Below are 23,564 nucleotides of genomic sequence, written 5' to 3'. Positions count from 1 at the left end.
GTATAATTAAGAAAATGACAGAGGCGCGAATTTCCCGTAAAATACGCGCCTTTTTTGATGCCTGGCGTTTCAGGCGGCTTGTATGCAGAGATTTGGTTATGAACCCTAAGAGCAATCCAGATACTATTTTTTCGGCTCCAATCGATAAAATTGGGGATTTCACCTTCGATGAACGCGTAGCGGAAGTTTTCCCTGACATGATTCAGCGCTCGGTGCCGGGTTACAGCAATATCATTTCTGCAATTGGTATGCTGGCAGAGCGTTTTGTTAAGCCTCACTCAAATATCTACGACCTGGGTTGTTCTTTGGGTGCCGCTACGCTTTCTATGCGTCGCCATATCAGACAGGAAGGTTGCCAAATCATTGCGGTCGACAACTCTCCAGCGATGGTTGAGCGCTGTAAGCTACACGTCAACGCCTACCGCAGTGACACACCAGTCAATGTAGTAGAAGCGGATATCCGTAATATCGAAATCGAAAACGCATCAGTGGTGGTTTTGAACTTCACACTTCAATTCCTTTCTCCGGAAGATCGCTACGTGTTGCTGGAAAAAATCTACGCGGGCCTGCGCCCTGGTGGCATCCTGATCCTGTCAGAAAAATTTGTGTTTGAAGATGAGGTATCCAACGAGCTGCTGATCGATCTGCATCACGACTTCAAACGCGCCAACGGATACAGCGAACTGGAGATCAGCCAGAAACGCAGTGCGATCGAAAACGTCATGCGCCCGGACTCGAAAAAAGACCATAAAGAGCGTTTCGCCCAAATCGGCTTCTCTAGCTACGATGTGTGGTTCCAGTGTTTTAACTTTGGTTCCATGTTTGCGATCAAATAAGTGTTCGCGCTTCGGTCACAGCTTGCCATTACACAGCGGTTAATCTTTTGAAATCGCTACCTTATTCACTTAATAACATCAACTCAGCGACTAACGAACTATGTTTAACTTTGCGAATTTTTACCAACTGATTGCCCAGGACACACGTCTTCAACCCTGGCTCAATGTGTTACCGCAGCAACTGACCGACTGGCAAAATGCAGAGCACGGGGACTTTGGTCGCTGGTTGAAAGCCCTGAACAAAATCCCCCAAGGCGCACCTGACCAGGTGGATATCACCCATTCGGTCACCATTGCTAACGATACCCCTTTCCTCCCGGGCGAGCTGAAAAAACTGGAAAACCTGCTGCGTACTTTCCACCCATGGCGTAAAGGGCCTTATACGGTGCATGGCATTCACATTGATACCGAATGGCGCAGTGACTGGAAGTGGGATCGCGTGTTGCCGCACATTTCCCCGCTCAAAAACCGCAGCGTGCTGGATGTCGGCTGCGGTAACGGCTACCACATGTGGCGCATGTTGGGTGAAGGTGCTCGCCTTTGTGTCGGTATTGATCCGTCCCATCTGTTCCTGATCCAGTTTGAAGCGATCCGCAAACTAATGGGTGATGACCAACGCGCCCACCTGTTGCCACTGGGCATTGAGCAACTACCAAAACTGGAAGCGTTCGATACGGTGTTCAGCATGGGCGTGCTATACCACCGTCGTTCTCCACTTGACCATTTAATTCAGCTAAAGGATCAGTTGGTTTCTGGTGGTGAGTTGGTATTGGAAACCTTGGTCATTGAAGGTGATGAAAACGCAGTACTCGTTCCGACCTCCCGCTACGCGCAAATGCGCAATGTCTATTTCTTCCCATCCGCCAAAGCGCTGAAAGTGTGGTTGGAACTGGTTGGCTTTGAACAGGTGCGTATTGTTGATGAAAATATTACCTCGACCGGAGAGCAGCGTACCACCGAGTGGATGACCCATAACTCACTACCGGATTACTTAGATCCAAACGACCCAAGCAAAACTGTGGAAGGCTACCCGGCTCCTCGTCGTGCAATTCTCGTCGCACAAAAGCCATAAACCACCGCATTTCCTGACATAATTTTAACTTGCAGATAGCGTGAAGAGATTACTCTTCACCTATCAAAGCAGGAGGCATCAAACTGCTTAAATCTGGCCGTTCCACGCTCTATGTATAAGTTGCGCAGATTGCTCCTTGTGAGACTGTGTTGGAATGAGCTAAACTCTTAAAAATAAAAAATTTAATCCAATTCTAAGGTTCTTAATGTTTACACGTCTGATCCCGGTTGTTGCGATCGCGTTACTCTCGGGTTGTACTCTAACCAAAAGCGAACAATACCACCAAGAAACATTAGCCGCGATACAGGCCTCCGAATCCAACCTGAATACGCGCCTTATCAATCTGGAATCTCAGGTCAGTAACCAATCTGACTATATCGAAAGCCTGGAAGAACAAATCGTCGCAATGCAAACCGAGCTAGGCGATTTTCGTGACGACGCCATGGCCGAGATACAGAAAAATAACGAGCCAGTTATCGTTCAGGCTCCGGCCCCCACGGCACCCACCCCGACCCACAGTATCGTGCTTGGTTCGATCGAAAAGGTAACCTTAGATTCTATCCAACAAACCTTTGATGCGCGTATCGATACCGGTGCCGCCACTTCCTCGTTAAATGCCATCGATATTGAAGAGTTCGAGCGCAACGGCAAAAACTGGGTTCGCTTTCATTTAGATGACAACACCAAATCAGAACAAGAGCGCCAAACCTGGGTTGAAGCACCGATTGTGCGTTACGTAAAAATTCGCCAGGCAACCAATGAAGAACTCGAACGTCGTGCAGTGGTTGAATTGTGGGTTAAGGTCGGAAAAATTCATGAAAAAGCGCAGTTTACTTTGGCAGATCGCTCTCAAATGAACCATCCTGTTTTATTGGGCAGAGAGTTTATGCGCGACATTGCAGTGGTCGATGTCAGCAAAAAATATGTCCAAACGCAAAATGATAAAAAATAATTTATAAGGTAGCGTATGACCTCCAAAATACCGTTTTATATTTCAATCATCTTTTTGGTGATTGCTGGCATCGCCTTAAGTGTGTTCAGACATCAGACTTACGGCGTTCCCTGGACTCCTGGTGAAACACGCCAAATCTGGGATGTAGAGGCTCGCATTGAGTTTAACGCCAGCGGGAATGAAGTGAAGGCCTCTTTAGCGGCCCCGCACACCCAAAACGGTTATACCTTGGTTGGTGAGTCCGCATCCTCATCCGGCTATGGTGTGTCGTACATCAATACAGATGCCGGCCGTCGCGCCGAGTGGTCAATTCGCCAGGCAAGTGGCCCACAGACCATCTATTATAAAGCACAGTTTTTGGTCGACCCGCAGGCCAAAGTCCAACCCCAAACACCAAGCGGCGAGATCACCGCACCAACGCTGTCGGCACCACAACAAGCCGCAGCCAATGCTCTGATTGAACGCGCCATGAGCCGCTCCGCTGACAATCTCACCTTTACACGAGAGTTAATCAAGGCGCTGAACGATCCGGACAGCCAGAACTCCGCCCTGCTGCTTAACGATTTTAACCGGACCGATGCTTTGCACACCATGCTGCTTACCGCGAAGGTAAACAGCAAAATCGTTGGTGTAATCGAGCTGGAAGACGGCCGCCGCCGCCAATCCATTCAGCCGATGGTACAAGTCTGGTCCGGCGATGAGTGGGTGCTGTTTACACCGAACTCACTGCAAACCGCCGAACAGCCTAATCTGCTGGTTTGGGACGAGTCCAACGTGTCATTGCTTGACCTTATCGGCGGTCAGAACAGTAAAGTCCACTTCTCTATGATCAAGCAAGAAGTGACCCCACAACAAGCGACCAACAATAAAGTCGAAGCCGATGGCCTGCTGAACTTCTCAATTCATAGCTTGCCCCTTGAAGAACAAGCCATGTTCAAAACCATCATGCTGATCCCTATCGGCGCACTGATTGTGGTTTTCCTGCGCGTGATCATCGGCCTGAAAACCTCAGGGACCTTCATGCCGGTACTGATTGCTGTCGCTTTTGTCCAGACCCAATTAGTCACCGGTATTGTCGGCTTCCTGCTGATTGTCGGTACCGGGCTGATCATCCGCAGCTATTTATCGCGTTTGAACTTACTTTTGGTGGCCCGGATCTCGGCCGTGATCATCACCGTAATTATGATCATTTCGGTGTTTACAGTCGTCGCATTCAAGATTGGCCTGACTGAAGGGCTATCTATTACCTTCTTCCCGATGATCATCCTGTCATGGACCATCGAGCGGATGTCAATTTTATGGGAAGAAGAAGGGGCAAAAGAGGTTGTTCTCCAGGGGGGCGGTTCACTGCTTACCGCGGTACTGGTTTATCTGGCAATGACCAGCACCTTTATTCAGCACCTCACGTTTAACTTTATCGGGCTGCAATTAATTGTATTAGCGGGAATCCTGCTGCTTGGTACTTACACTGGTTACCGTCTGACCGAATTACGCCGCTTTAAACCGTTAGCGGAGGATTAAGCGATGTTTGAACGTTTTACTTCGCCAGCAAAGCTTCGCCATAAAGGCATTATGGGAATGAACAAACGCAACCACAGTTATATTGGTCGCTATAATGATCGTTCTAAATATCCACTGGTGGACGACAAGCTAAAAACCAAAATTATCGCCCAGGCTGCGGGGGCCACCGTGCCTAAACTGATTGGCGTCATTCACAGCCAGGCAGAAGTAAAGACCATTCACAACATGGTCAAGGACTGGCCGGGCTTTGTGATCAAACCGGCCCAGGGCAGTGGTGGTAAAGGGATTCTGGTAGTGATATCTCACAAAGACGGGGTATACACCAAACCGTCCGGAGCCACCATCAACAAGCAAGATGTTGAGCGCCATATCAGTAATGCACTGGCTGGTTTGTTCTCGCTTGGCGGCAAGAATGACGTCGCCGTGGTAGAAAACCTGATCAAATTTGATGACTGCTTTGATGGCTTCAGTTATGAAGGGGTGCCCGATGTACGAATTATCGTCTTCAAAGGCTACCCGGTCATGGCGATGATGCGCTGCTCAACGGCCGCATCCGATGGTAAAGCCAACCTTCACCAGGGAGCCGTTGGCGTCGGCATCGATATTGCGACCGGCAAAGCAATTCGTGCGGTGCAGTTTGACCAACCGATCACCCACCATCCGGATACCGGTAAAGATCTGTCCACATTACAGGTCCCCCACTGGGAACGCCTGCTTGAACTGGCCTCCAGCGCCTGGGAAATGACCGGACTGGGCTATATGGGCACAGATATGGTGCTGGACAAGGAAGAAGGGCCAATGGTGCTGGAGCTGAATGCCCGGCCCGGTTTGGCCATTCAAATTGCGAATGGTGCGGGTCTGCTCCCGCGTCTGCACCACATAGAAAACCTGGGCACCCCGGCTGAATATCCTAAGCCGCTAGAGCGCGTGGCGTATGCAGCAAAACAATTTGGTATGAAGCCACAATTTTAAATCATCCACCAGCAATCCTAAGCCAAAGATTGCTGGTGTTTTCACCTCTGTTGCCGGATCATCCTGCCGGCCTTATTTGCCTACTGATTTCTTTTACATATCAAAATAAATTGATCCAGCTAACATTTCCACCAGCTATTGTTTCTAACTCTCTCATCATTCTGCGTATGATATTGGCTCCCCCAACTCGACTCGACAGAGAGGTTGAGCGATGCTAACAAACGAAAACAATAATAACCCCCGACCGGAAAATGATGAGTTAGACCAACAGCTGCAACGTTTGTCAGATTTATCTCTCCAGGCACTTGAAGAGCTTGCTGAAATGATTGATGACTATCAAGATATTTCAGAAGACAGGTAAAACCTAAACCAGCCAAGACTGTTATCCTGCTTTCTTGGTTTTGCTTTTCACAATGAAAAAGCCCGCTGATTCAGCGGGCTTTTTGTGTTTATCAGCAAGGCTAAGACTCAAGCTCTGCCAGCAGTTCCTGCGCTTCAGTCACAGGCTTCTCTTTCTGGCCAAAACCTCGCAGCCCCACTACGTGTACGTGCTCGTGGTCTTTAAACACCTTACGCACCAGTTTGTAGGTCGTGCCTTTCTCTGGGCTGATGTTTTCCGGCGCCGCGATAAGCAGCTGCATGTCCAGACGGTCACACAGTTCGAATAGCGTTGAGATAGACTTCGCATCCAGACGCGCGGCCTCATCAAGGAACAACAGACGACATGGCACGATGTCTTTACTGCGCAGACGGCGTGATTCTTCTTCCCAGCTCTGAACAACCATCAGCAGGATTGACTGACCAGTACCGATCGCCTCACCCGTAGACAGCGCGCCCGATTCAGCTTGTAGCCAACCGTCAGAGCCACGGTTCACTTCCACGCTCAGCTCCAGGTAGTTACGGTAATCCAGTAGCTCTTCACCCAGAACCTGAGGAGAACGTTGACCCATATCGATGTGTGGGTTCACGCGTTGGAACAGTTTCGCCATCGCTTCTGAGAAGGTAAAGCGAGTCGATTCAAACAGGTCTTTATGCTGCTCTTGCTGCGTCGCCAGACCGTTCAGCAGTACTTCGTGGCTTTCGCGGATCTTCACGTTCAGGCGCACGCCTCTCACCTGACCGAACGAGATGTTCGACAAGCCTTGGTTGAGCATACGAATGCGGTTTTGCTCACGCTGAATCGTCTTCTTGATGATACTGGCTACTGACTCAGAGCTGATCGCCAGACGGTTTTCACGTTGGGTGAGCTCTTCAGTCAGACGCGCCAGTTCCACTTCCATCTCTTCGATGGCTTCAACCGGATCATCCGTACGGATGATGTCCTGACGAATACGCTCGCGAAGATGCTGGTAAACCGCGATGTAGAACAGCACTTTACGCTCTGGACGTGCGTTGTCTTCTGACAGACGCAGCGCATCACGCAGATCATCGTTGTTCGCAACCGCTAGACGCAGTGCACCCAATGATTTATCCGACATTGAACGCAGTTCATCCGCTGACAGGTAAGCCAGTTCACGCTTGTGTAGACGACGCTCAACATCGTTCTCGCGCGCCAGACGAAGTACTGAACACCAGCCGGCTTTCGCGGCAACCACGAACGTACGCAGCTCAACGTATTCTTTCTGAACTTTCTTCAGACGTTTCGCCAAGCCTTTCATCTCTAGTTCGGTAGAGGTGATGGTACGCTCGTATTCACTCTTGCGGCTGCGAGAGGTGTGCAGACGCTCATGCAGTTCATCACGACGACGCATTGCACGCTCTTCTGCACCTTCGTCCGCGTTAACGCCAAACTCTTGCAGCTCTTGTTTGAACTCTTGAACCGTTTCCAGTTTCGCCTGGTGCGAGCTCTTCAGAGACGCCAATACCTGGTTGTATTGGTTCATCTGACCTTGCGACTGTTTCAACTCTTCGCGAGAGCGGCTGCGCATCTGCTCCGCTTGAACCAGTTTCGCTTTTAACTGCTCGCTCAGTTCGCTGCTCTTATTCAGTAGATCCACTGAATCTGAGTAAGCGAAGTAGTGACGACGTTCAACCAGATCGGCCAGCGCAAAGATTTGCTTCTTAAGATCTTGCAGCTGTGCGTCTGCCGCTGTGTATTCGGCTTCTAGCGCGTCGAATTGCTCTGGGTCAGAGTCCAGGGCTACCGCGACTTTTTCCAGTTCCGCCACCGCTTTTGCGTGGTTGTTGAGAAATGCTTTGGCTTCTGCAAGCTGGGCGATTTTCTCTTCCAGCTCATCAAAGCGAGCTTGCAGTGTGTCATCTTCAATCAGCGCCATGTTCGGTGCCAGCTTATCCAGCGACGCCAGTGCCTGCTTGCTGGTTTGCAGCTGAGAACGTTGCTGCTGCTCTTTTGCATCCAGATCAGCCAATACGCGAGCAATTTGGTTACGCTTATCGCGAATGGTGGCCAGCGCTTGCTCTGGATCTGCTTCAAACGCCACTTGAATGTGGCTGGCGACAAACTGGTTGAAGGCCTGGTACAGACGCTGCTTTTTCTGCGAATCGAACGCCGCTTTGGCGTGCTGCTCGACCACTTCTTCACGTTCGTTACGCAGTAGCTCTAAACGCTGCTCACGTGCCGCACGACCAAATAGTGGGATTTCAGGCAAGCGAGAGTAACGCATTTGGCGATCGTTCATGCGAACGCACACCGCGCCTTCTAGCTCTTCTGCATCAAATGAGCTGTCATCAAAGGCATCGATGTCACCTTCAATGATGTACAAATCTTCTGGACAGTCGTCTAGCTCTACCAGTTTCTCTTCGATACCAGATAGGTCAGAAACCACGATAGCGTGACGAGCCGGGCCGTACATCGCACTGAAGTACGGCGCGTCATCAATCGTAATGTCATCGTAGATCTCTGACAGCAATACGCCGCCGAGTGTATCTGCCAGCCCCTTCAGGCGAGGGTCGTTTGAACCGCCCGGAGACGCCAGACGCTCAATTTCAGTTTCAAGCTGACTACGACGCTCTGCCAGTTTGTCTTTTGCCAGAGAAAGGGTTTTCTCTTGCTCAAGCACCACTTGCATTTGGCTCATGACCGATTGGCTGTCTTCCAGCGGAGCACCACTTTGCTCACGCAGTTTTTCCAGCGCATCGTTGGCGGCAATCCACGTTGGCGCGATCGCTTCAAGCTTGTTGATTTCCGCCGCTGCATCTTGCTCCAGACGACGCTGTTCGCTGCGTTGTTCACGCACGTCTTCCTGCGTCATTTCCAGCGAGTCGATTTGCATCGCGTGACGTTCACGTTCTTGTTCAAACGCGATTTCGTCCGTCAGTTCAACATGGAACTGCTTTTGGTATTCAGTGACTAGCTCACGCGCTTGACGCTGCTGGTTAAGGCCACGCTCTAGGTCACGATGCTGGGCCCGCCACTGTTGTTCGTTTTGCGCCACTTGCTGAGATTCACGCGCTTTCGCAATTGCGGTTTTCGCATGTGCAGATGCGTCTTTACGCTCAACTTGACCAACAATGTTTTGTACCAGTTTCAGCGCCGTTTCGAACTGCTCTGCCGCGGCAGAAGACATGTCCAGCTTATGCTTAACCGATAGCAACGCGTTGGTGCTTTCTGATTCTTTGTTCTTAAGTTCAGCAACCAGTGCTTGTGCTGATTCTGCCGTTAAGCTGTCATCACCAAGCAGCTGTTTTGCTTTCTCAAGCGCTTGAACCGCTTGTTGGTATTGAAGTGCGCGGGTCTGCTGAACGTCGAGAGCTTGTTGGTAGTCCGCCAGCTGCGTCTTAAGGCTATCCACCTCCTCTTCCGCAACGGTTGCCTGCTCTTCAACCATCATCACGCGTTCTTGCGCTTCTTCCACTACCATCAGCTGCTCTTCAAGGCGCTCGCTCAGCTCTTCAAGATCTTCTTGGTAGCGTTCGATCTTCTCTTGCTGACGCAGTGCGTTTTGCACCAGTTGCAAGTGGTCAGATGCCGCTTGGTAGTCTTGCTCTAATGCCGCTTCCGACTCGACTAACAGTTCTAGCTCTTCTTGAACGCGGTTAAGCAGCTTGTTTTGCTCAACTAAGGTTTCACGAGAGCCGAACAGCTCGGAACGCAATGACAACGTTTTATCCAGCTTGTTACGACGATCGTTGGCATGGCGCATGTAGTCCGCTGCCACGTAGTTGGTCGACTCTGTGATCAAGTGTTTAAACAGGTCACGGTCGGCTTGCGTGGTTTTGATCGCCTCTAGCGTCATGCGGTTTTCGCGCAGTGCCGATTCCATATCCTGGAAGGCTTTCTTCACCCCACCGTTTTGTGGCAGAAGGTAATCACGTAGTGAGCGGGTAATCGCACTTGAGATACCACCGTAAAGTGATGCTTCGATCAGGCGGTAGAATTTAGAACGGTCACCGGAGTTACGCAGTTTCTTCGGAATCACACCGAATTCGAACATTTGCGCGTGGTAATCGACGATCGAAGAGAAGGCTTTGAACTGCACGCCTTCAAACTCAGCGATCGACTCTTTCACTTCGTTGATTTGACGTACCCGGGCCTGCGTCGCTGATACGCTTTCAACCAGAATGTCCGTTGGTTTCACATGGCTTGGAAGGCCCTGGATAACAAACGGTTTGATGTCTACTTTCTTGTCACGACCCGCTACTTGCTGCAGTTTTACCGCAAACAATAGACGTTGGTTACGTGAGTTCACTACGTCTAGCGCGGCGTAACACGCGCCCGGCTGTAGCTTACCGTACAGACCTTTATCGCGAGACGATTGGCTGCTGCCCGCTTCCGTGGTGTTACGGAAGTGCAGTAGGGTCTGATCAGGAATCAATGCGGTGATAAATGCCGCCATGGTGGTTGATTTACCTGCACCGTTACCACCTGATAGCGTGGTTACCAGACCATCGATGTCAAACGTACGGGCAAAGAAGCCGTTCCAGTTGACCATGGTCAGCGATTGATATTTACCGCGTTCAATCATGCTCATGCTTCACCCTCTTCGGTTGTTTCTTCTTGGGCTTGGTCTTCTTGTTCTTCAGACAACAAGCTGCCTTGGCTTGGCTCTTTGGTGTGCACTACGGCTTCACCGTCACGGATCAGACGCAGCTGCGCTTCACGCATGTCATCGCCTACACGCACATCAGCACCAAAGCGGAATACCGCTTCACTGATGCTGAACTTACCGGTTTCACCGATATTGATGATCATGCCTAGACGGCGCAGGCGACGAAGTGACGTGCGTACTTTTTCAAACAACTTTTCTTTATCCAGATCAGAACCCGTTGCACGGTTGGTCACTAATTTCATCAACTTGGCTTCATCAGCCAATGCAAGCAACTCTTCATAAAGCTCTTGGTTGGTGAAAATACCTTCATGGGCTAAACGCTCTGGACTGAGGTAAAGGAAACACAGAACCTTACCCACCAGCATATCGAGTTCTGAAAGGACACTACGGCCAATCAAAGAGGTTGAACGTGGACGAAGATAGAAGAAGCCTTCCGGCGCTTTCACCAATTCGGTGTTGTAACGCTGGTAAAACGAAGAGAGCTCTACTTCAAAATCGGATAACAGCGCGTGGTTATCCAGATCTTCACTTGAGATATGACGCCCTGCACGCAGCATGCTATCAAGCGCTGGGAACAGAGGGTTAGAAAGTGCTTTTACCAGATTTTCTGGCATGTATTCATTAGTATCTGTCGATGACATTTGCTTGTACCTTTGCCCCAAAATCGTTAATCGCTTGCCAGTCTGGCTGAATAGCTTGGTAGTCTGACTCTGAATAGCCAAGACGAACAGCTTGATCAATAACGATTCGGGCTAAATCGAAGTGATGAGTATGAGGGTGCTGTGCAAGGTAGTCTCGCAGCACCACGCTCAAGTCAATTGGCAGGCCTTGGTCTTTATGCGCTTTCAGCATGCCACCAATACGCTCAGCCAGTTCATCATTGACTTGTTGAAACTCTTCGTATTCCACTTCCATCGGAACTTGGCCTGTTACCTCGTCATCACGCAGTACCAAGGCTTCATCACGAAGGTCAGAAAGCCTTTCTGCATCTGCATAAGTCAGATACCAAGGCGTATCAAAGTAATCTTTGACGGATTGACGCAAACGCGAGCTAAACGCGCGGTTCTTATCCATATCGATTGCGGTACGGATGAACTTGTGTACGTGTCGGTCGTAACCAATCCAAAGGTCAATCGCTTGCTGGCCCCAGCTGGTGATCCGGTCGAGTTTCATCTGCAGGCCGAACAACGCTTCCTCTATAAACTCAAGCTCAGGATCGCCGTAGACAATCTCCTGGATATCGAGGATCTGAGTTTGCAGTTCATCACTGGCTGCCTGCAGCGTATCTTGAAGTTCACGCAGCGTGCTGGAAGTTTCTGACAGTAGCGCTTCACAGTTGTTGATCGCTTCACGCCAGTCTTTGTTAAGCAGGTCAGCAATCTGCTGTTTCACAGACTGCTGCTGCTCATCCATCACCCGTTGGTTGAGGTCTATTTGGTCGAAGATTTCGCCTACCGAGTATTTCAGGACACCATAAACGTTTTTCTTCCAGTGGCCAGGTGTGCCACCTTTCTGTGCCGCTTCAATCGCTTTTGCCATTTCATCCGCCACCATCGACAGCTGGATAGAAAGACGCAGTTTCGAAAACTCACGATGACGCACGTAATAGTCAGTGATGCCTATCGCTAAAGGTGACAGGCGGTAAATGCTCGCTCCGTCCGTGATCTCACTGACAAAGCGGCTAATAAGGCGCTGCTTGACCATCTCATTGATGGCATTGTTGGCACGGAAAGCCGAAGCTTCACCGGTCTCTTCAAAAAGTCGAGTGACGATGGCAAATGCATCGTGCAATTCACCTTCACCCAGTTCTTCATCGAACCTTTCATTACTCAGTACAGCGATGGCGATGAGAAACGCCAGTCGCTCAGTGGTCAGGTTCAACGAGAAATCGTGCTGCTTTACCCAGCCAACCAACTCATCGATCGGTTGCTCTGCAGCATTGAGAGTCATCTCACTCATTGTTATTCCTGTTTATCGTTCTTTTTAGCCCACACGTGGATATAGCGGCCTAATGAGAGGTATGGCTCTTGTCGACAAAGTTGTTTTTCTAGCGCCAACACATCTTCAAACTCGTAATCGCCCATGTATTGCATATTACCTATGTAATCACTGAATGAACGAATACCAGATTTACCACAAATACTAAAACCAGAATCTTCTATCCATTGATAGACCTCTTCGGGTTTTAGACCTTTCTGTGGCTGTAGTTTAAATCTTTTACGGTGAGGCATACCGTCCAGAACATGGGGAATGTTGCCACACACCACGTTTTTATAAACCAGACCATGGTGGTTATAAAACATTACCGATGCCATGCCCCCGGGCCTCACTTGCTCTAAAACCGTTTCGAGCGCGGTCTTCGGTTCAACCAGCCACTCCATCACCGCATGGAACATCACCAGGTCCACCTTGCTTTCCATGTGCTCACCAATGGATTGGACCGGTGAATGAATCAGGCGATACTGCTCAAGCAAACCGTTTTTTTCAATATCCTGCTTCGCTAGCTGAAGCATTTCCGAAGATAGATCACATAACGCGATATGATGTCCGAGCTTAGCAAGCTTTTGCGACAGTTGTGCCAAGCCCCCCCCTGCATCCAGAACATTCAGCACTTGATGCTCCGCATCCAGTTCACTTAGAATCTGTAGAAAATCTTCCCATACAATAATTTGCCGGATCTCCCCTTTGTCGGAGCCATAGATATTTTTTGCAAATTTGTGGGCGATATCGTCGAAATTACGGTCTTCTGTCACTTCTGCTTGAGTTATCATAACGGATTGTGCCGCTATTCTGGCACAAGGAAAGCAGGAATAAAGAGGGTCACCCTCATTTTTATTCTCAATTGATGTTTTTTCGGACTATTTATGTATGTTTGAGCTGAAAAAAGTACTATCTGCCTTACTTATGCCCTTACCGGCCTTGTTGCTGATTGGCTTAGTGGGCCTCGCACTCATCAGTTTTACGACCAAACGTAAAACCGGTTGCTTCGTGGTGCTGTTCTCTTTTGTGGCTATCTTTTTAGCATCGTTTCAACCAATCTCAACCAGTTTGCTCATGCCGCTGGAGCGTGAATATAAAGCGTTTCTGCCGACATCCAGCTCCGTTGACTACGTCATGGTGCTGGGGCATGGGCATGTCGTCGACAACGACATTCCCCCGACTTCACAACTTAGTCGCACAGCACTGATGCGTCTGGCGGAGGGCACTCGTATTTTGCGTATGTACCCGGGTGCCAAGCTGATCCTGTCCGGCTACGCCGGTGGTTCCGAGATCAGCCAGGCTCGTATGATGGCCAATGTGGCGTTATCACTAGGCGTGGCCAAATCAGAAATAATCCTGCTGGAAGACGCCAAAGACACTTGGGAAGAAGCCAGGCAGGCCGCTGCATTTGTACAACAGAAAGACATTGTCTTGGTCACCTCTGCCAGCCACATGAAACGTGCAATGTACGAGTTTAACGCTGCGGGCATCCAACCAATCCCGGCACCGACCAACTTTCTTGCGGTTGATGCCATTAAGCAACCTTGGCAAAAGTTCGCTCCGAAGGCGCAGTACTTAGAGCAAACCGAGCGATTCTGGCATGAAACGCTCGGATTGTTATGGCAGCGCTTGCGCGATAACGTAGGCCAAACACCTGTTGCCGATATGACGCAAACCGAACAGAACTAAAAAAGGAGAGGCATGCCTCTCCTTTTTTATGCTGTTTATTATTGTGCGCCCACTTAAAACTCTGCGCCCACAAAGGAAACACTGCCTTCAAGCAGGACACTTACCAGACTTAGTCCCCGGCAAACATATACCCCTCGCCATGCACGGTAACGAAAATCTGTGGGTTTTTCGGATCAAACTCCATTTTCGCCCGCATACGACGGATCAATACATCGATAGTACGGTCATTCGGCGCTTCCACCCGATGGCTAATCATATTGAGAATACGTTCACGGCTAAGCACCTGATTCGGGTATGAGGATAACGCAACCAAAAGCTCATATTCAGCTTTGGTCAGCTTAACCGGTTCACCATTCTTACTCAGCGCACGGCGCTGGATATCAAATGTCCACTCACCAAAACGGACAATGTGTTCATCTTCGTTAGCGTTTACCGATTTGTGAGTTCCGGCGCGTGCCAGTGAAATACGCCACAGTAAGTTCTTAACCCGGACCAGCAGTTCCCTTAACTCAAAAGGCTTAGTTACATAATCATCGGCGCCCATTTCAAGGCCAACAATTTTATCGATGCTATCCGTGCGTCCTGTCACTAATATGATACCAATATCTGATTGGCTGCGTAATTCACGCGTCAGCATCAAACCGTCTTCACCCGGCAGGTTAATATCCAGCATAACTAAATCAACATCTTCACTCAGCAAAACGTCTCTCATCACAGATCCGCTTTCTGCCTCGCTAACAATGTAACCCTCGTTTTGGAAATAACCTACAAGCTTGCTGCGCGTTACAACATCATCTTCTACGACTAATACGTGATAGCTCATTTACACCACTTCTGTCTTATCATTCTTTTCATTCCAACAACCCATTCTATTCATAACTAGTAACATATCTAGTAATAGATGCGCGAGAAAGCAAGATTTTGCGCGTTTATTGATTCAAGACAAGCTACGGAATTGCTGTTCACAAACACGCATAACTACCAACAAAGCGTCATAATTATAGTTACTGCTATTCATTTTATTTGTTTACACTTAAGGGAGAACCATTCAGGAGCAATAAAATGCAAGAAATAAAAGCTTTTAATGAAAAACGTGCCGAGATTTACTGGTGGCTCTCTAGCCTATTTGCTAAAGAGCTGACCGAAAAAGAGCTCGAAACGTATCACAGCGTGGAAATTCGAAGCTTTTTAACCGGTTTAGCCGAAAACGAAGCGCTAAAGCCTAGCGTCGATAATTTTGTCGATGCACTCAATCGCCTGCAAGACCGCCCGGATGCCCAACTTGAACTTGCAGCTGACTTCTGTGATCTGTTTTTAAAAACAGATAAACACGGCGCTCTGCCCTATGCCTCAATGTACATTGGCGAAAGCGGCTTGCTCAATGATAAACCCGCAGCAGAAATGGAAAAGCTGATGACAGCCTTCGGGGTACGGGTTGACGAACACCTCAACGAACCAGCAGATCACCTGGCGGTAGAACTAGATTTTCTTGGCAATATGATTATCCGCTCAAATGAGCTTGAACAAGAGAAACATATGGAAGATGCGTTCAGCAAGCAACATGACTTTATTCAACATCAGCTGCTCAGCTGGTTACCTCCTTTTGCGGCAAAATGCCAACAGTTCGATGAGTTCGGCTTTTACGCCAGCGTCGCGCAACTATTAATTGCATTTTGTAAACTGGACAGCCAATACCTGATTGGGGAATAATCACTAATTATTCTTAGGGCGACGACCATTTACTCGCCCTATTCCTTGTTTGTTGACACTCAGGCTAAGTGCTTTTCGCTCTTTAACGCCAAAATGTGACCACCCAAGCACAAACTCGCGCAGAAAATATTGCCAGAGGATGCGCCTCGGTCTAGACTGTGAACGCAAACGATAAAATATGATTCTAATGAAAACCGCTGAAATATGGCGGTTTTTGTGTTTATAACACGGCTTCTGAAGGTTTCCCATTAATTGACTGTCATGGAATCCTCTTCATCTGCCATTTGTGCTACAAAACGTTACCTACTTACCAACGTCATCTGCATACGCCTGCCAACAGCCTCCTGAGACGGCTGCTGCGTAAACAGGCCCAAAACCATGCGGAAGAACTCCTTTAGTGGGTATGATGTAGCTTGATACAGGACATTAATATGGCCACGATAAAAGACGTTGCACGCTTAGCCGGCGTTTCTACAACAACGGTCTCGCACGTAATTAACAAAACGCGTTTTGTTGCGGAAGCAACGCAAGAAAAAGTGATGAAAGCGGTTGATGAACTAAATTACGCGCCAAGTGCCGTTGCCCGTAGCTTGAAGTGCAATTCAACCCGCACGATTGGCATGCTGGTGACACAATCGACTAACCTGTTCTTCTCTGAAGTCATTGATGGCGTTGAAAGCTACTGTTATCGTCAGGGTTATACTCTGATCTTGTGTAACACCGGTGGCATCTACGAAAAGCAACGCGACTACATTCGTATGCTGGCCGAAAAACGCGTTGACGGTATCTTGGTCATGTGCTCAGACTTGACAGAAGAGTTGAAAGAAATGCTCGATCGCCATGCGGACATTCCTAAAGTAGTGATGGATTGGGGTCCGGAGAGCTCACAAGCGGATAAAATAATCGATAACTCAGAAGAAGGCGGCTACATCGCGACCAAATATCTAATCGATAACGGGCATACCGACATCGCCTGCCTCAGTGGTCATTTTGAAAAAGCCGCCTGTAAAGAACGCATTGCGGGTTTCCGCCGCGCAATGAAGGAAGCCGGACTGAAGGTCAATGAAGATTGGATCCTGGAAGGCAATTTCGAGTGTGATACCGCTGTACTGGCAGCAGATAAAATCACCGCCATGGCACACCGCCCTACAGCAGTATTCTGCTTTAACGACACCATGGCGCTGGGCTTGATGAGCCGATTACAACAAAACGGCATCAAAGTGCCTGACGATATGTCTGTGATTGGTTACGATAATATTGAATTGGCGGAGTATTTCTCACCACCGCTGACCACCATTCACCAACCAAAACGGCGTGTTGGTAAAAACGCGTTTGAAATCCTGCTTGAACGTATCAAAGACAAAGAACACGAAAAACGCGTGTTCGAAATGCAGCCAGAGCTCGTCATCCGTAATACGGTCAAGAAAATCAATTAAGATATAAATCACTGACACATAGCGCCCTTAACAGGGCGCTTTTTTTGTTTTCGGTTGTAGCAACAGATAGTTTAAGGCCATATGGCTACCGTAAAATGTAAACAACAAGTAAGCACATCAATAACGAACCGTTAAGCACGATTGTTAAGTTATTTTTTGCCCATCTGATTGCTATCAACTAAGAGCCATCAGAATATGAATAAACCTGCACTTCAGCAGCGCAATTAGTGTGATCTAAATCACAAATTTTAATCTGAAGTGTGATATTCATTCAACTTACGCAGTATTCTCTCTGGGTCACGCACAGGGCAAACCATCCGAAAGGGTGGGACGCAAAGCTTCCGGCCTTACCTATCGTAAGATAAAAGGTAGCGGGGTTACCGATGGCAAATATGCATATAAGTTTTCCCTTCAATAACGTCTTCACTGACGTTATTTTTACATGCATTTGCTAATCTCTCGGACCTGACATTTGGTGGCGTAATTTTAATTACACCGAGATCACACAGCATGGATAAACCAATACTCAAAGACTCAATGAAGTTATTTGAGCAACTTGGGCCAATTAAATCACGCTCAATGTTTGGCGGATTTGGCCTGTTTGCCGATGAAACAATGTTCGCTCTTGTAGTAAACAACCAACTTCATATTCGAGCAGACCAGAAAGCTTCTTCAGACTTCGAAGCTCAAGGTTTCAAACCTTATGTTTACAAAAAACGCGGATTTCCTGTAGTAACCAAATACTACGCCGTTTCTGCAGACCTTTGGGAATCTCCTCAGCGCTTAGTCGAAGTTGCTCTCCACTCGTTGGAAGTTGCCAGGCAAGAAAAAGCACAGCAGGCTAATGCAAAACCTAATCGGTTAAAAGACTTACCTAATCTACGCCTGGCCACAGAGCGTATGCTTAAAAAAGCCGGGATAGATTCAGTCTCTCAATTAGAGCAACAAGGTGCGTTAAGCGCTTACAAAGCCATTCGTGAGACCAACGCATCGGTAAACATTGAGCTTTTATGGGCACTGGAAGGCGCAATCCGAGGCACACACTGGAGTGTGATCCCCCAGTCCCGCCGGGAAGAACTAATGAATAATCTGGCTTAACTCAGTTCCCTGAACCCAGACATACATTCATCAACTTTAAGCCGCAGCATTAATGTTGCGGCTTTTTAAATGAAATTTATTTCTGCTTCAATCTGTCTTATCATTTAACTACCGTAGATTAGATTGAAGACTATGAATAAGAGACTGATTTTTGGGGTGATACTACTAGTTTCCATCGTGCTACTTTGGATCAACTTTGGTCAAGACCTCACGTTGGAAAATGCCAAAGCACAACAGGCAGCACTTACTGGCTTCATCGAGCAAAACTTCATTTTTGCCCTCGCCAGCTACTTTATTGCCTATATTATCGTTACGGCTTTTTCTGTCCCCGGCGCGACCGTGGTCACCTTGCTTGGTGCTGCTCTATTCGGCTTCTGGACAAGCTTAGTTCTCGTTTCCTTTGCCAGTTCAATTGGCGCAACCTTAGCATTTTTAAGCAGTCGCTATCTGCTCAGAGAATGGGGGCAAAATCAGTTTGGCACTAAACTGGCAACACTCAATAACGGTGTTGAAAAAGACGGCGCATTTTACCTGTTCTCGCTACGCTTGATCCCTGTTTTCCCGTTTTTCTTAATCAACTTACTGATGGGACTAACCCCAATGACGGCGGCCCGGTTTTATCTGATCAGCCAGATCGGTATGTTGCCAGGTACAGCCGTTTACCTGAACGCCGGTACCCAGTTGGCGAGCATTGATAGCCTGTCAGGCATCGTTTCTCCGGCAGTGTTGGCATCATTCATATTGCTTGGCCTATTTCCGGTGATCGCCAAATGGGCGATGCGCAAGTTGCGCCCGAAACAAACGGCAAGTAAAGGCAAAACTTAATGAAGATTTATATCGCCGAAAATCCAGCCGAAGCGCATATCTTATGTGGGCTGTTAAAGACGGAAAATATCGCCTGTGAAGTGCGTGGAGAAGGCCTGTTTGGCTTGAAAGGAGAGGTTCCATTCGGTGACGAGACAGACCCTTATGTATGGCTGTTTCAGCCCGAGCAACAACAGCAAGCGATGGCAATCATCACCGAGTATCACAATCAAACGGCGGGTATTTTGTTCAAAGACTGGATATGCCCTAACTGCAACGAGAACAACGAAGGGCAATTCGGCGCATGCTGGCAGTGTGGTTATCAAATTAAGGAATCCCGCTGACTCCTACAGTGCCATACCTAATTTAAAACATGACACTCTGTTGTTTAATAAAAGCAATAGAGTATTGATTGAAGTCTTCCGGCCGCTCCACATTACATACATGGCCACAATCGGGAATTTCTCGCAACACGCTCTGCTTGTGCACCGCGACCATTTCTTTGACTGGCTTAATGAACATATAATCCCGATCTCCCATCAAATACAAAGTCGGGATCGGCAGCTCTTTGTCTTTAAAACACTTCATTAGCGGATTCACATCAGCGGCTAAAATAAACCAGCGCTTAAATTCCTTCTGACACAATTTTTTGGCTTCGCGGATAAACAGGTGGCGCGACTCTTTCTGATTTTTTTGTGGCATAACGATGTAAGCAAATAAGCTGTACAACCACATATAAGGCAAAACGTGCTTAACCATATTGCCCAATTTAACCAGTATTTGTGAACGGGTGTTTAATCGTGTCACAGCCCCACCAAGGACCATAGAACGCACCCGTTCTGAGGCCATCTCAGCCAGGTTGCGGACAATAATCGTCCCCAGCGACATCCCCACAAAATGGGCCGATTGGATCTTGAGATGATCGAGCACTTTGAGAATATCTTGGGTTACTGCGGTAAACGTGTAGCGACTGGTAATCAAATCTTTGAACAGCTGATTAGACTTGCCATGACCACGCAAATCAATTAATAACAGATTGAAATGTTGCTTATAGGCTTTGATCTGCTTAAACCATATCGACGAGCTGCCACCCGCACCATGGACAAACACCACCCACTCATTACTGGTCGGGTGTAGGTAAGTTTTATGGAATAGTAAAGACTGAGTCATGTATCAGTATGTCAAACGATCGTTGTGAACAGGAAAGGCAATCCTACCACAGTAGCCAAAAGCAAGGTAACAAAGGTGCCGCATTTGGCACCTTTGGTAACAATTTCTAATGGTTTTTGCTTAGTGCACTTCGGTAGAGTTGCAGATACTCAAGCGCAGCTTTGTTCCAGCAGAAATCTTGCTGCATCGCATGTAATTGCACTCTTCTGACTTCTTGCGGATTTTGCGCATAAAGCAACAAAGCCCGCAACATCAGCACAAGTAAGGCCTGAGAGGTAGGTTGATAGAAAACGAATCCTGTCGCCTCGTCCCGGTTGGTATCGTAATCCAACACACTATCTTTTAAACCACCGACACCACGAACAATCGGTAATGTCCCGTAAGCCATACTGTAGATCTGGTTCAAACCACACGGCTCAAACTCAGAAGGCATCAAAAAGAAGTCCGCCCCAGCCTCGACCATATGCGCCAGTTGGTTATCATAAGCTTCAACGAAAACAAACTTATCTGCATGGCGCGTGGCAACATCATGCAACTGCGCCGCCAAGACCGGGTCGCCGGTCCCCACCACAACCAGTTGAACATCGTGCTTTAAGAACTCATCCAGCGCAGGCAACAGATAATGCACCCCTTTCTGCTGGGTTAAACGGCACACCATGCCAAACATCGCAACATTGCTGACGTTTAACCCAAGCTTTTCTTGCAGTGCATTTTTACACACCGTTTTACCTTCGAGCATGCTTTCCTGGGTAGCACTAAAATTAGCCGGTATATGAGGATCCGTTTCCGGATGCCAGGCACTATAGTCACACCCATTCAGAATACCGACCAAGTCATTGCTGCGTTGCAGGAATTCCCAAGACATACCATGGCTGCCCAACTCTGTCTGCAGCTCATCGGCGTAAGTCGGGCTAACTGCGTTAATTTTATCCGCATTCATAACACCCGCTTTGAGCATGGTTATGTGGGTGGCACTCACCGCAGCATCAGGGACATTCCGGCAGTGAAACTCGGGTAAGCACTGCACGTCATCGTAGTGGAATACCCCTTTAAACACTGCATTATGAATAGAGAGCACACTACGGGTATTGGCAAAAAACGGGTGAGCCGCATAACGGTGCTTAAGAAGAAACGGTACTAAACCGGTATGCCAGTCGTTAGCATGCACTATATCAGGCTGAAAGCTAAGTTTTGGCAACATATCCAGGCACGCAGCACTGAAAAACGCAAAGCGCTCCCCGTTGTCTTCATAAGCTTGGTTGTTTTCCGCATACATTGATGGGCGATCAAAGTAATGGGCGCAGTCGATCAAATACACCGGAACCTTTTCCAGCTCCGTGCGCCAGACTTTATAGGCGGTGTGGGGCCATGCATCAAGCTGGGTTTCCAACACCATTTTTGCGGTCTTTAGCTGTGAAATCCCAGCATAAGCTGGGATCGTAATTCGTACATCTTGTTGCAGATTCAGAAGCGCTTCAGGCAGTGCCTTGGCGACATCCGCCAAGCCACCACTTTTGATTAACCCTTCCGCTTCAGAGGCTACAAACAGAACTGACAAGTTGTTAGTAGCCAACACGCGCTCCTTTTGGAATCACAACAATCCCCTCCTCCGAGACGTGGAAGTGCTTCTTATCTTCCTGGAGATTCACCCCAATCTGGGTTCCAGGTGCGATATCGGCGTCTTTATCCACGATGACCCGGCGCAATACACAACCTTCGCCCACTTTCACGTCGCCGAGCAGGATAGACTCACTGATATCACAAGCAGAGGCGATATTACTGCGGAAGCCCAAGACTGACTTTTCAATACGAGAACCACGAACATAGCTGCCGTTACATACCAGGCTGTCAATGATCTGCACCCGGCCATTATCGGAATCAGTAAATGTTGCCGGTGGCAATGGCGGATAGTACGTATGCAATGGCCATTTACGGTTGTAGAGAGAGAACGGAGCGTCTTTCTCCAGCAGATCCATATGCGCTTCCCAGTAGGCACCGATGGTTCCTACATCGCGCCAATACACTTCTTCTTTTTCACCAGTAATGCGGTTGGTACTGAAGTCATAAACAAATACGTCACCGCGTGGGAACATCTTAGGAATGATGTCCTTACCAAAATCATGTGAGGATGCCTCGTTATCCGCATCTTCAATCAGTTCTGCAAACAGAACCGGGGCTTCAAAGACGTAGTTCCCCATAGAAACCAGAGCATGCTCAGGGTCACCGGGAATCGACTTCGGATTGGCTGGTTTTTCCTCAAAACCAACCATGCGGCCTTCACTGTCAACCTCAATCACACCAAACTGCGACGCTTCACTCAGTGGCATACGCAGGGCTGATACGGTCAAAGACGCTTGTTTTTCTTTGTGGAAATCGAGCATCTGCTTGATATCCATTTTATAAATATGATCCGAGCCAAAAATACACACCTGATCAGGCTCTGCCAGCTCCATAAAGCGTAAGTTCTGGTAGATAGCGTCTGCCGTCCCTTCATACCACCTTTTACCAGTACGCATTTGCGCTGGTATAGGGTCGATAAAACGATCGGTAATGCCATTGATATTCCAGCCTTTCTTCATGTGATGAAATAAAGACTGTGATTTAAATTGAGTCAGGACATAAATGCGCATCAAGTCGGCATTTACAAAGTTGTTCAGAGCGAAGTCTATTAGTCGGTAACTACCACCGAACGGAACTGAAGGTTTGCTACGAGATTCAGTTAAAGGTCTCAAACGTGAACCTTCTCCACCTGCAAGAATCATTCCTAAAACACCAGCCATTCGTTGTTCTCCATATCGTTATAGCTTGGAACTTCATATTCGCTTGTTTGTAAGAATTGATCTGGGGGCAAGCGAATACCTATATCAATCCGTTCACGATTTCCCCCCTTTCGAGGAAATCGGAACGGGAAAAGCTACCGTGCGATCCATGGATGCAATGCACCTATTGGGTTATTATTTGTGGTGCAAATTAAGCATGCCGTTGCACGTCTTTTGTCTTAAGTTATCGAACTGGAATTAAATTACAATTTCAAATAAGCCAATCTGTGTGGCATACAAATGTTACTTACCCAAGACGATATCCAGATCACACTACCAAATGCAATCTTTTACACAATGAAAACAATTTACACACCGGTTGCCAACAACAGTATCAAGCAACCCAAATTAGCGAAAAGAGATGAAAAGAGCGTGACACTCAGATGACATGCCGACCCAGGCAGTATCGGTATGTGGCACGTGAGCAGGCTTACGCGGAGGTCTGCCCCGGGAGAGCATACAAAAAAGGCAGCGTTTCCGCTGCCTTTGGTGAAAG

Annotated in this window: 20 protein-coding genes and 1 riboswitch; of the genes, 12 read left to right on the top strand and 8 right to left on the bottom strand. The window is 48.2% G+C overall.

Going from position 1 to position 23,564, the window contains the following annotated elements:
• The first annotated feature begins 98 nt into the window (after positions 1–98).
• From cmoA to P2G85_RS08215, 6 genes are all read left to right on the top strand, one after another.
• Positions 99–836, top strand: a complete 738-nt coding sequence (cmoA, locus tag P2G85_RS08240; RefSeq protein WP_275863614.1) for a carboxy-S-adenosyl-L-methionine synthase CmoA — start codon at positions 99–101, stop codon at positions 834–836.
• Between the two features lie 100 nt (positions 837–936).
• Positions 937–1,908 (top strand): tRNA 5-methoxyuridine(34)/uridine 5-oxyacetic acid(34) synthase CmoB, encoded by a 972-nt coding sequence (gene cmoB, locus P2G85_RS08235; RefSeq protein WP_275863613.1) that lies wholly within the window; start codon positions 937–939, stop codon positions 1,906–1,908.
• Between the two features lie 205 nt (positions 1,909–2,113).
• The gene (locus P2G85_RS08230; RefSeq protein ID WP_275863612.1) at positions 2,114–2,860 is read left to right on the top strand and encodes an ATP-dependent zinc protease; all 747 of its coding nucleotides are present in this window, start codon (positions 2,114–2,116) and stop codon (positions 2,858–2,860) included.
• Positions 2,861–2,875: 15 nt separating this feature from the next.
• Positions 2,876–4,381: an inactive transglutaminase family protein gene (locus P2G85_RS08225; RefSeq protein WP_275863611.1), complete on the top strand. Its 1,506-nt coding sequence runs from the start codon at positions 2,876–2,878 to the stop codon at positions 4,379–4,381.
• A gap of 3 nt (positions 4,382–4,384) precedes the next feature.
• Positions 4,385–5,353 (top strand): alpha-L-glutamate ligase-like protein, encoded by a 969-nt coding sequence (locus P2G85_RS08220; RefSeq protein WP_275863610.1) that lies wholly within the window; start codon positions 4,385–4,387, stop codon positions 5,351–5,353.
• A gap of 211 nt (positions 5,354–5,564) precedes the next feature.
• Positions 5,565–5,714 (top strand): hypothetical protein, encoded by a 150-nt coding sequence (locus tag P2G85_RS08215; RefSeq protein WP_275863609.1) that lies wholly within the window; start codon positions 5,565–5,567, stop codon positions 5,712–5,714.
• A 100-nt stretch (positions 5,715–5,814) separates the two neighbouring features.
• Here the strand turns inward: P2G85_RS08215 and mukB are convergent, their stop codons facing one another.
• The 4 genes from mukB to cmoM are packed head-to-tail and all read right to left on the bottom strand — an operon-like array spanning position 5,815 to position 13,115.
• The gene (mukB, locus tag P2G85_RS08210; RefSeq protein ID WP_275863647.1) at positions 5,815–10,278 is read right to left on the bottom strand and encodes a chromosome partition protein MukB; all 4,464 of its coding nucleotides are present in this window, start codon (positions 10,276–10,278) and stop codon (positions 5,815–5,817) included.
• A 2-nt stretch (positions 10,279–10,280) separates the two neighbouring features.
• Positions 10,281–11,003, bottom strand: coding sequence for a chromosome partition protein MukE (gene mukE / locus P2G85_RS08205; RefSeq protein WP_275863608.1), 723 nt, complete (start codon positions 11,001–11,003; stop codon positions 10,281–10,283).
• On the bottom strand, positions 10,984–12,321 hold the full coding sequence (gene mukF, locus P2G85_RS08200; RefSeq protein WP_275863607.1) for a chromosome partition protein MukF: 1,338 nt from the start codon (positions 12,319–12,321) through the stop codon (positions 10,984–10,986). Before mukF ends, mukE begins: the two co-directional genes overlap by 20 nt.
• A 2-nt stretch (positions 12,322–12,323) precedes the next feature.
• The gene (gene cmoM, locus P2G85_RS08195; protein WP_275863646.1) at positions 12,324–13,115 is read right to left on the bottom strand and encodes a tRNA uridine 5-oxyacetic acid(34) methyltransferase CmoM; all 792 of its coding nucleotides are present in this window, start codon (positions 13,113–13,115) and stop codon (positions 12,324–12,326) included.
• A 115-nt stretch (positions 13,116–13,230) separates the two neighbouring features.
• Between cmoM and elyC the strand changes: the two genes are divergently transcribed.
• Entirely contained in the window at positions 13,231–14,031 is an 801-nt protein-coding gene (elyC, locus tag P2G85_RS08190; protein ID WP_275863606.1) for an envelope biogenesis factor ElyC, read from the top strand.
• Positions 14,032–14,140: 109 nt separating this feature from the next.
• On the opposite strand, the gene torR is transcribed toward elyC, so the two are convergent.
• Positions 14,141–14,854, bottom strand: a complete 714-nt coding sequence (gene torR / locus P2G85_RS08185; RefSeq protein ID WP_275863605.1) for a two-component system response regulator TorR — start codon at positions 14,852–14,854, stop codon at positions 14,141–14,143.
• A gap of 239 nt (positions 14,855–15,093) precedes the next feature.
• Here torR and torD point away from each other — a divergent pair, with 239 nt between their 5' ends.
• The 5 genes from torD to P2G85_RS08160 all read left to right on the top strand — a co-directional run bounded on the left by torD (position 15,094) and on the right by P2G85_RS08160 (position 19,423).
• Positions 15,094–15,741, top strand: coding sequence for a molecular chaperone TorD (gene torD / locus P2G85_RS08180; protein ID WP_275863604.1), 648 nt, complete (start codon positions 15,094–15,096; stop codon positions 15,739–15,741).
• Between the two features lie 431 nt (positions 15,742–16,172).
• A complete protein-coding gene (gene purR / locus P2G85_RS08175) occupies positions 16,173–17,177 on the top strand; it encodes an HTH-type transcriptional repressor PurR (protein ID WP_275863603.1) in 1,005 nt (334 codons plus the stop codon).
• A gap of 297 nt (positions 17,178–17,474) precedes the next feature.
• Positions 17,475–17,562, top strand: a riboswitch (cyclic di-GMP riboswitch).
• 125 nt (positions 17,563–17,687) lie between these two features.
• On the top strand, positions 17,688–18,275 hold the full coding sequence (locus P2G85_RS08170) for a TfoX/Sxy family DNA transformation protein (RefSeq protein WP_275863602.1): 588 nt from the start codon (positions 17,688–17,690) through the stop codon (positions 18,273–18,275).
• Between the two features lie 132 nt (positions 18,276–18,407).
• Positions 18,408–19,100, top strand: a complete 693-nt coding sequence (locus tag P2G85_RS08165; protein WP_275863601.1) for a TVP38/TMEM64 family protein — start codon at positions 18,408–18,410, stop codon at positions 19,098–19,100.
• Entirely contained in the window at positions 19,100–19,423 is a 324-nt protein-coding gene (locus tag P2G85_RS08160; RefSeq protein WP_275863600.1) for a DUF2007 domain-containing protein, read from the top strand. The genes P2G85_RS08165 and P2G85_RS08160 overlap by 1 nt, the downstream gene beginning before the upstream one ends.
• A 22-nt stretch (positions 19,424–19,445) precedes the next feature.
• Here P2G85_RS08160 and P2G85_RS08155 read toward each other — a convergent pair whose 3' ends face one another.
• The 3 genes from P2G85_RS08155 to glgC all read right to left on the bottom strand — a co-directional run bounded on the left by P2G85_RS08155 (position 19,446) and on the right by glgC (position 23,029).
• Complete coding sequence (locus tag P2G85_RS08155) at positions 19,446–20,249, bottom strand: alpha/beta hydrolase (RefSeq protein ID WP_275863599.1); 804 nt, start codon at positions 20,247–20,249, stop codon at positions 19,446–19,448.
• A gap of 106 nt (positions 20,250–20,355) precedes the next feature.
• Positions 20,356–21,822 (bottom strand): glycogen synthase GlgA, encoded by a 1,467-nt coding sequence (gene glgA, locus P2G85_RS08150; protein ID WP_275863598.1) that lies wholly within the window; start codon positions 21,820–21,822, stop codon positions 20,356–20,358.
• Complete coding sequence (glgC, locus tag P2G85_RS08145; RefSeq protein ID WP_275863597.1) at positions 21,812–23,029, bottom strand: glucose-1-phosphate adenylyltransferase; 1,218 nt, start codon at positions 23,027–23,029, stop codon at positions 21,812–21,814. Before glgC ends, glgA begins: the two co-directional genes overlap by 11 nt.
• Positions 23,030–23,564 lie beyond the last annotated feature (535 nt).

Origin of the sequence: Vibrio sp. CAU 1672, from assembly GCF_029223195.1 — a bacterium.
Taxonomy (GTDB): Bacteria; Pseudomonadota; Gammaproteobacteria; order Enterobacterales; family Vibrionaceae; genus Vibrio.
The sequence above is the reverse complement of the archived record's forward strand: the minus strand, read 5'-3'. Positions and strand labels throughout refer to the sequence as shown.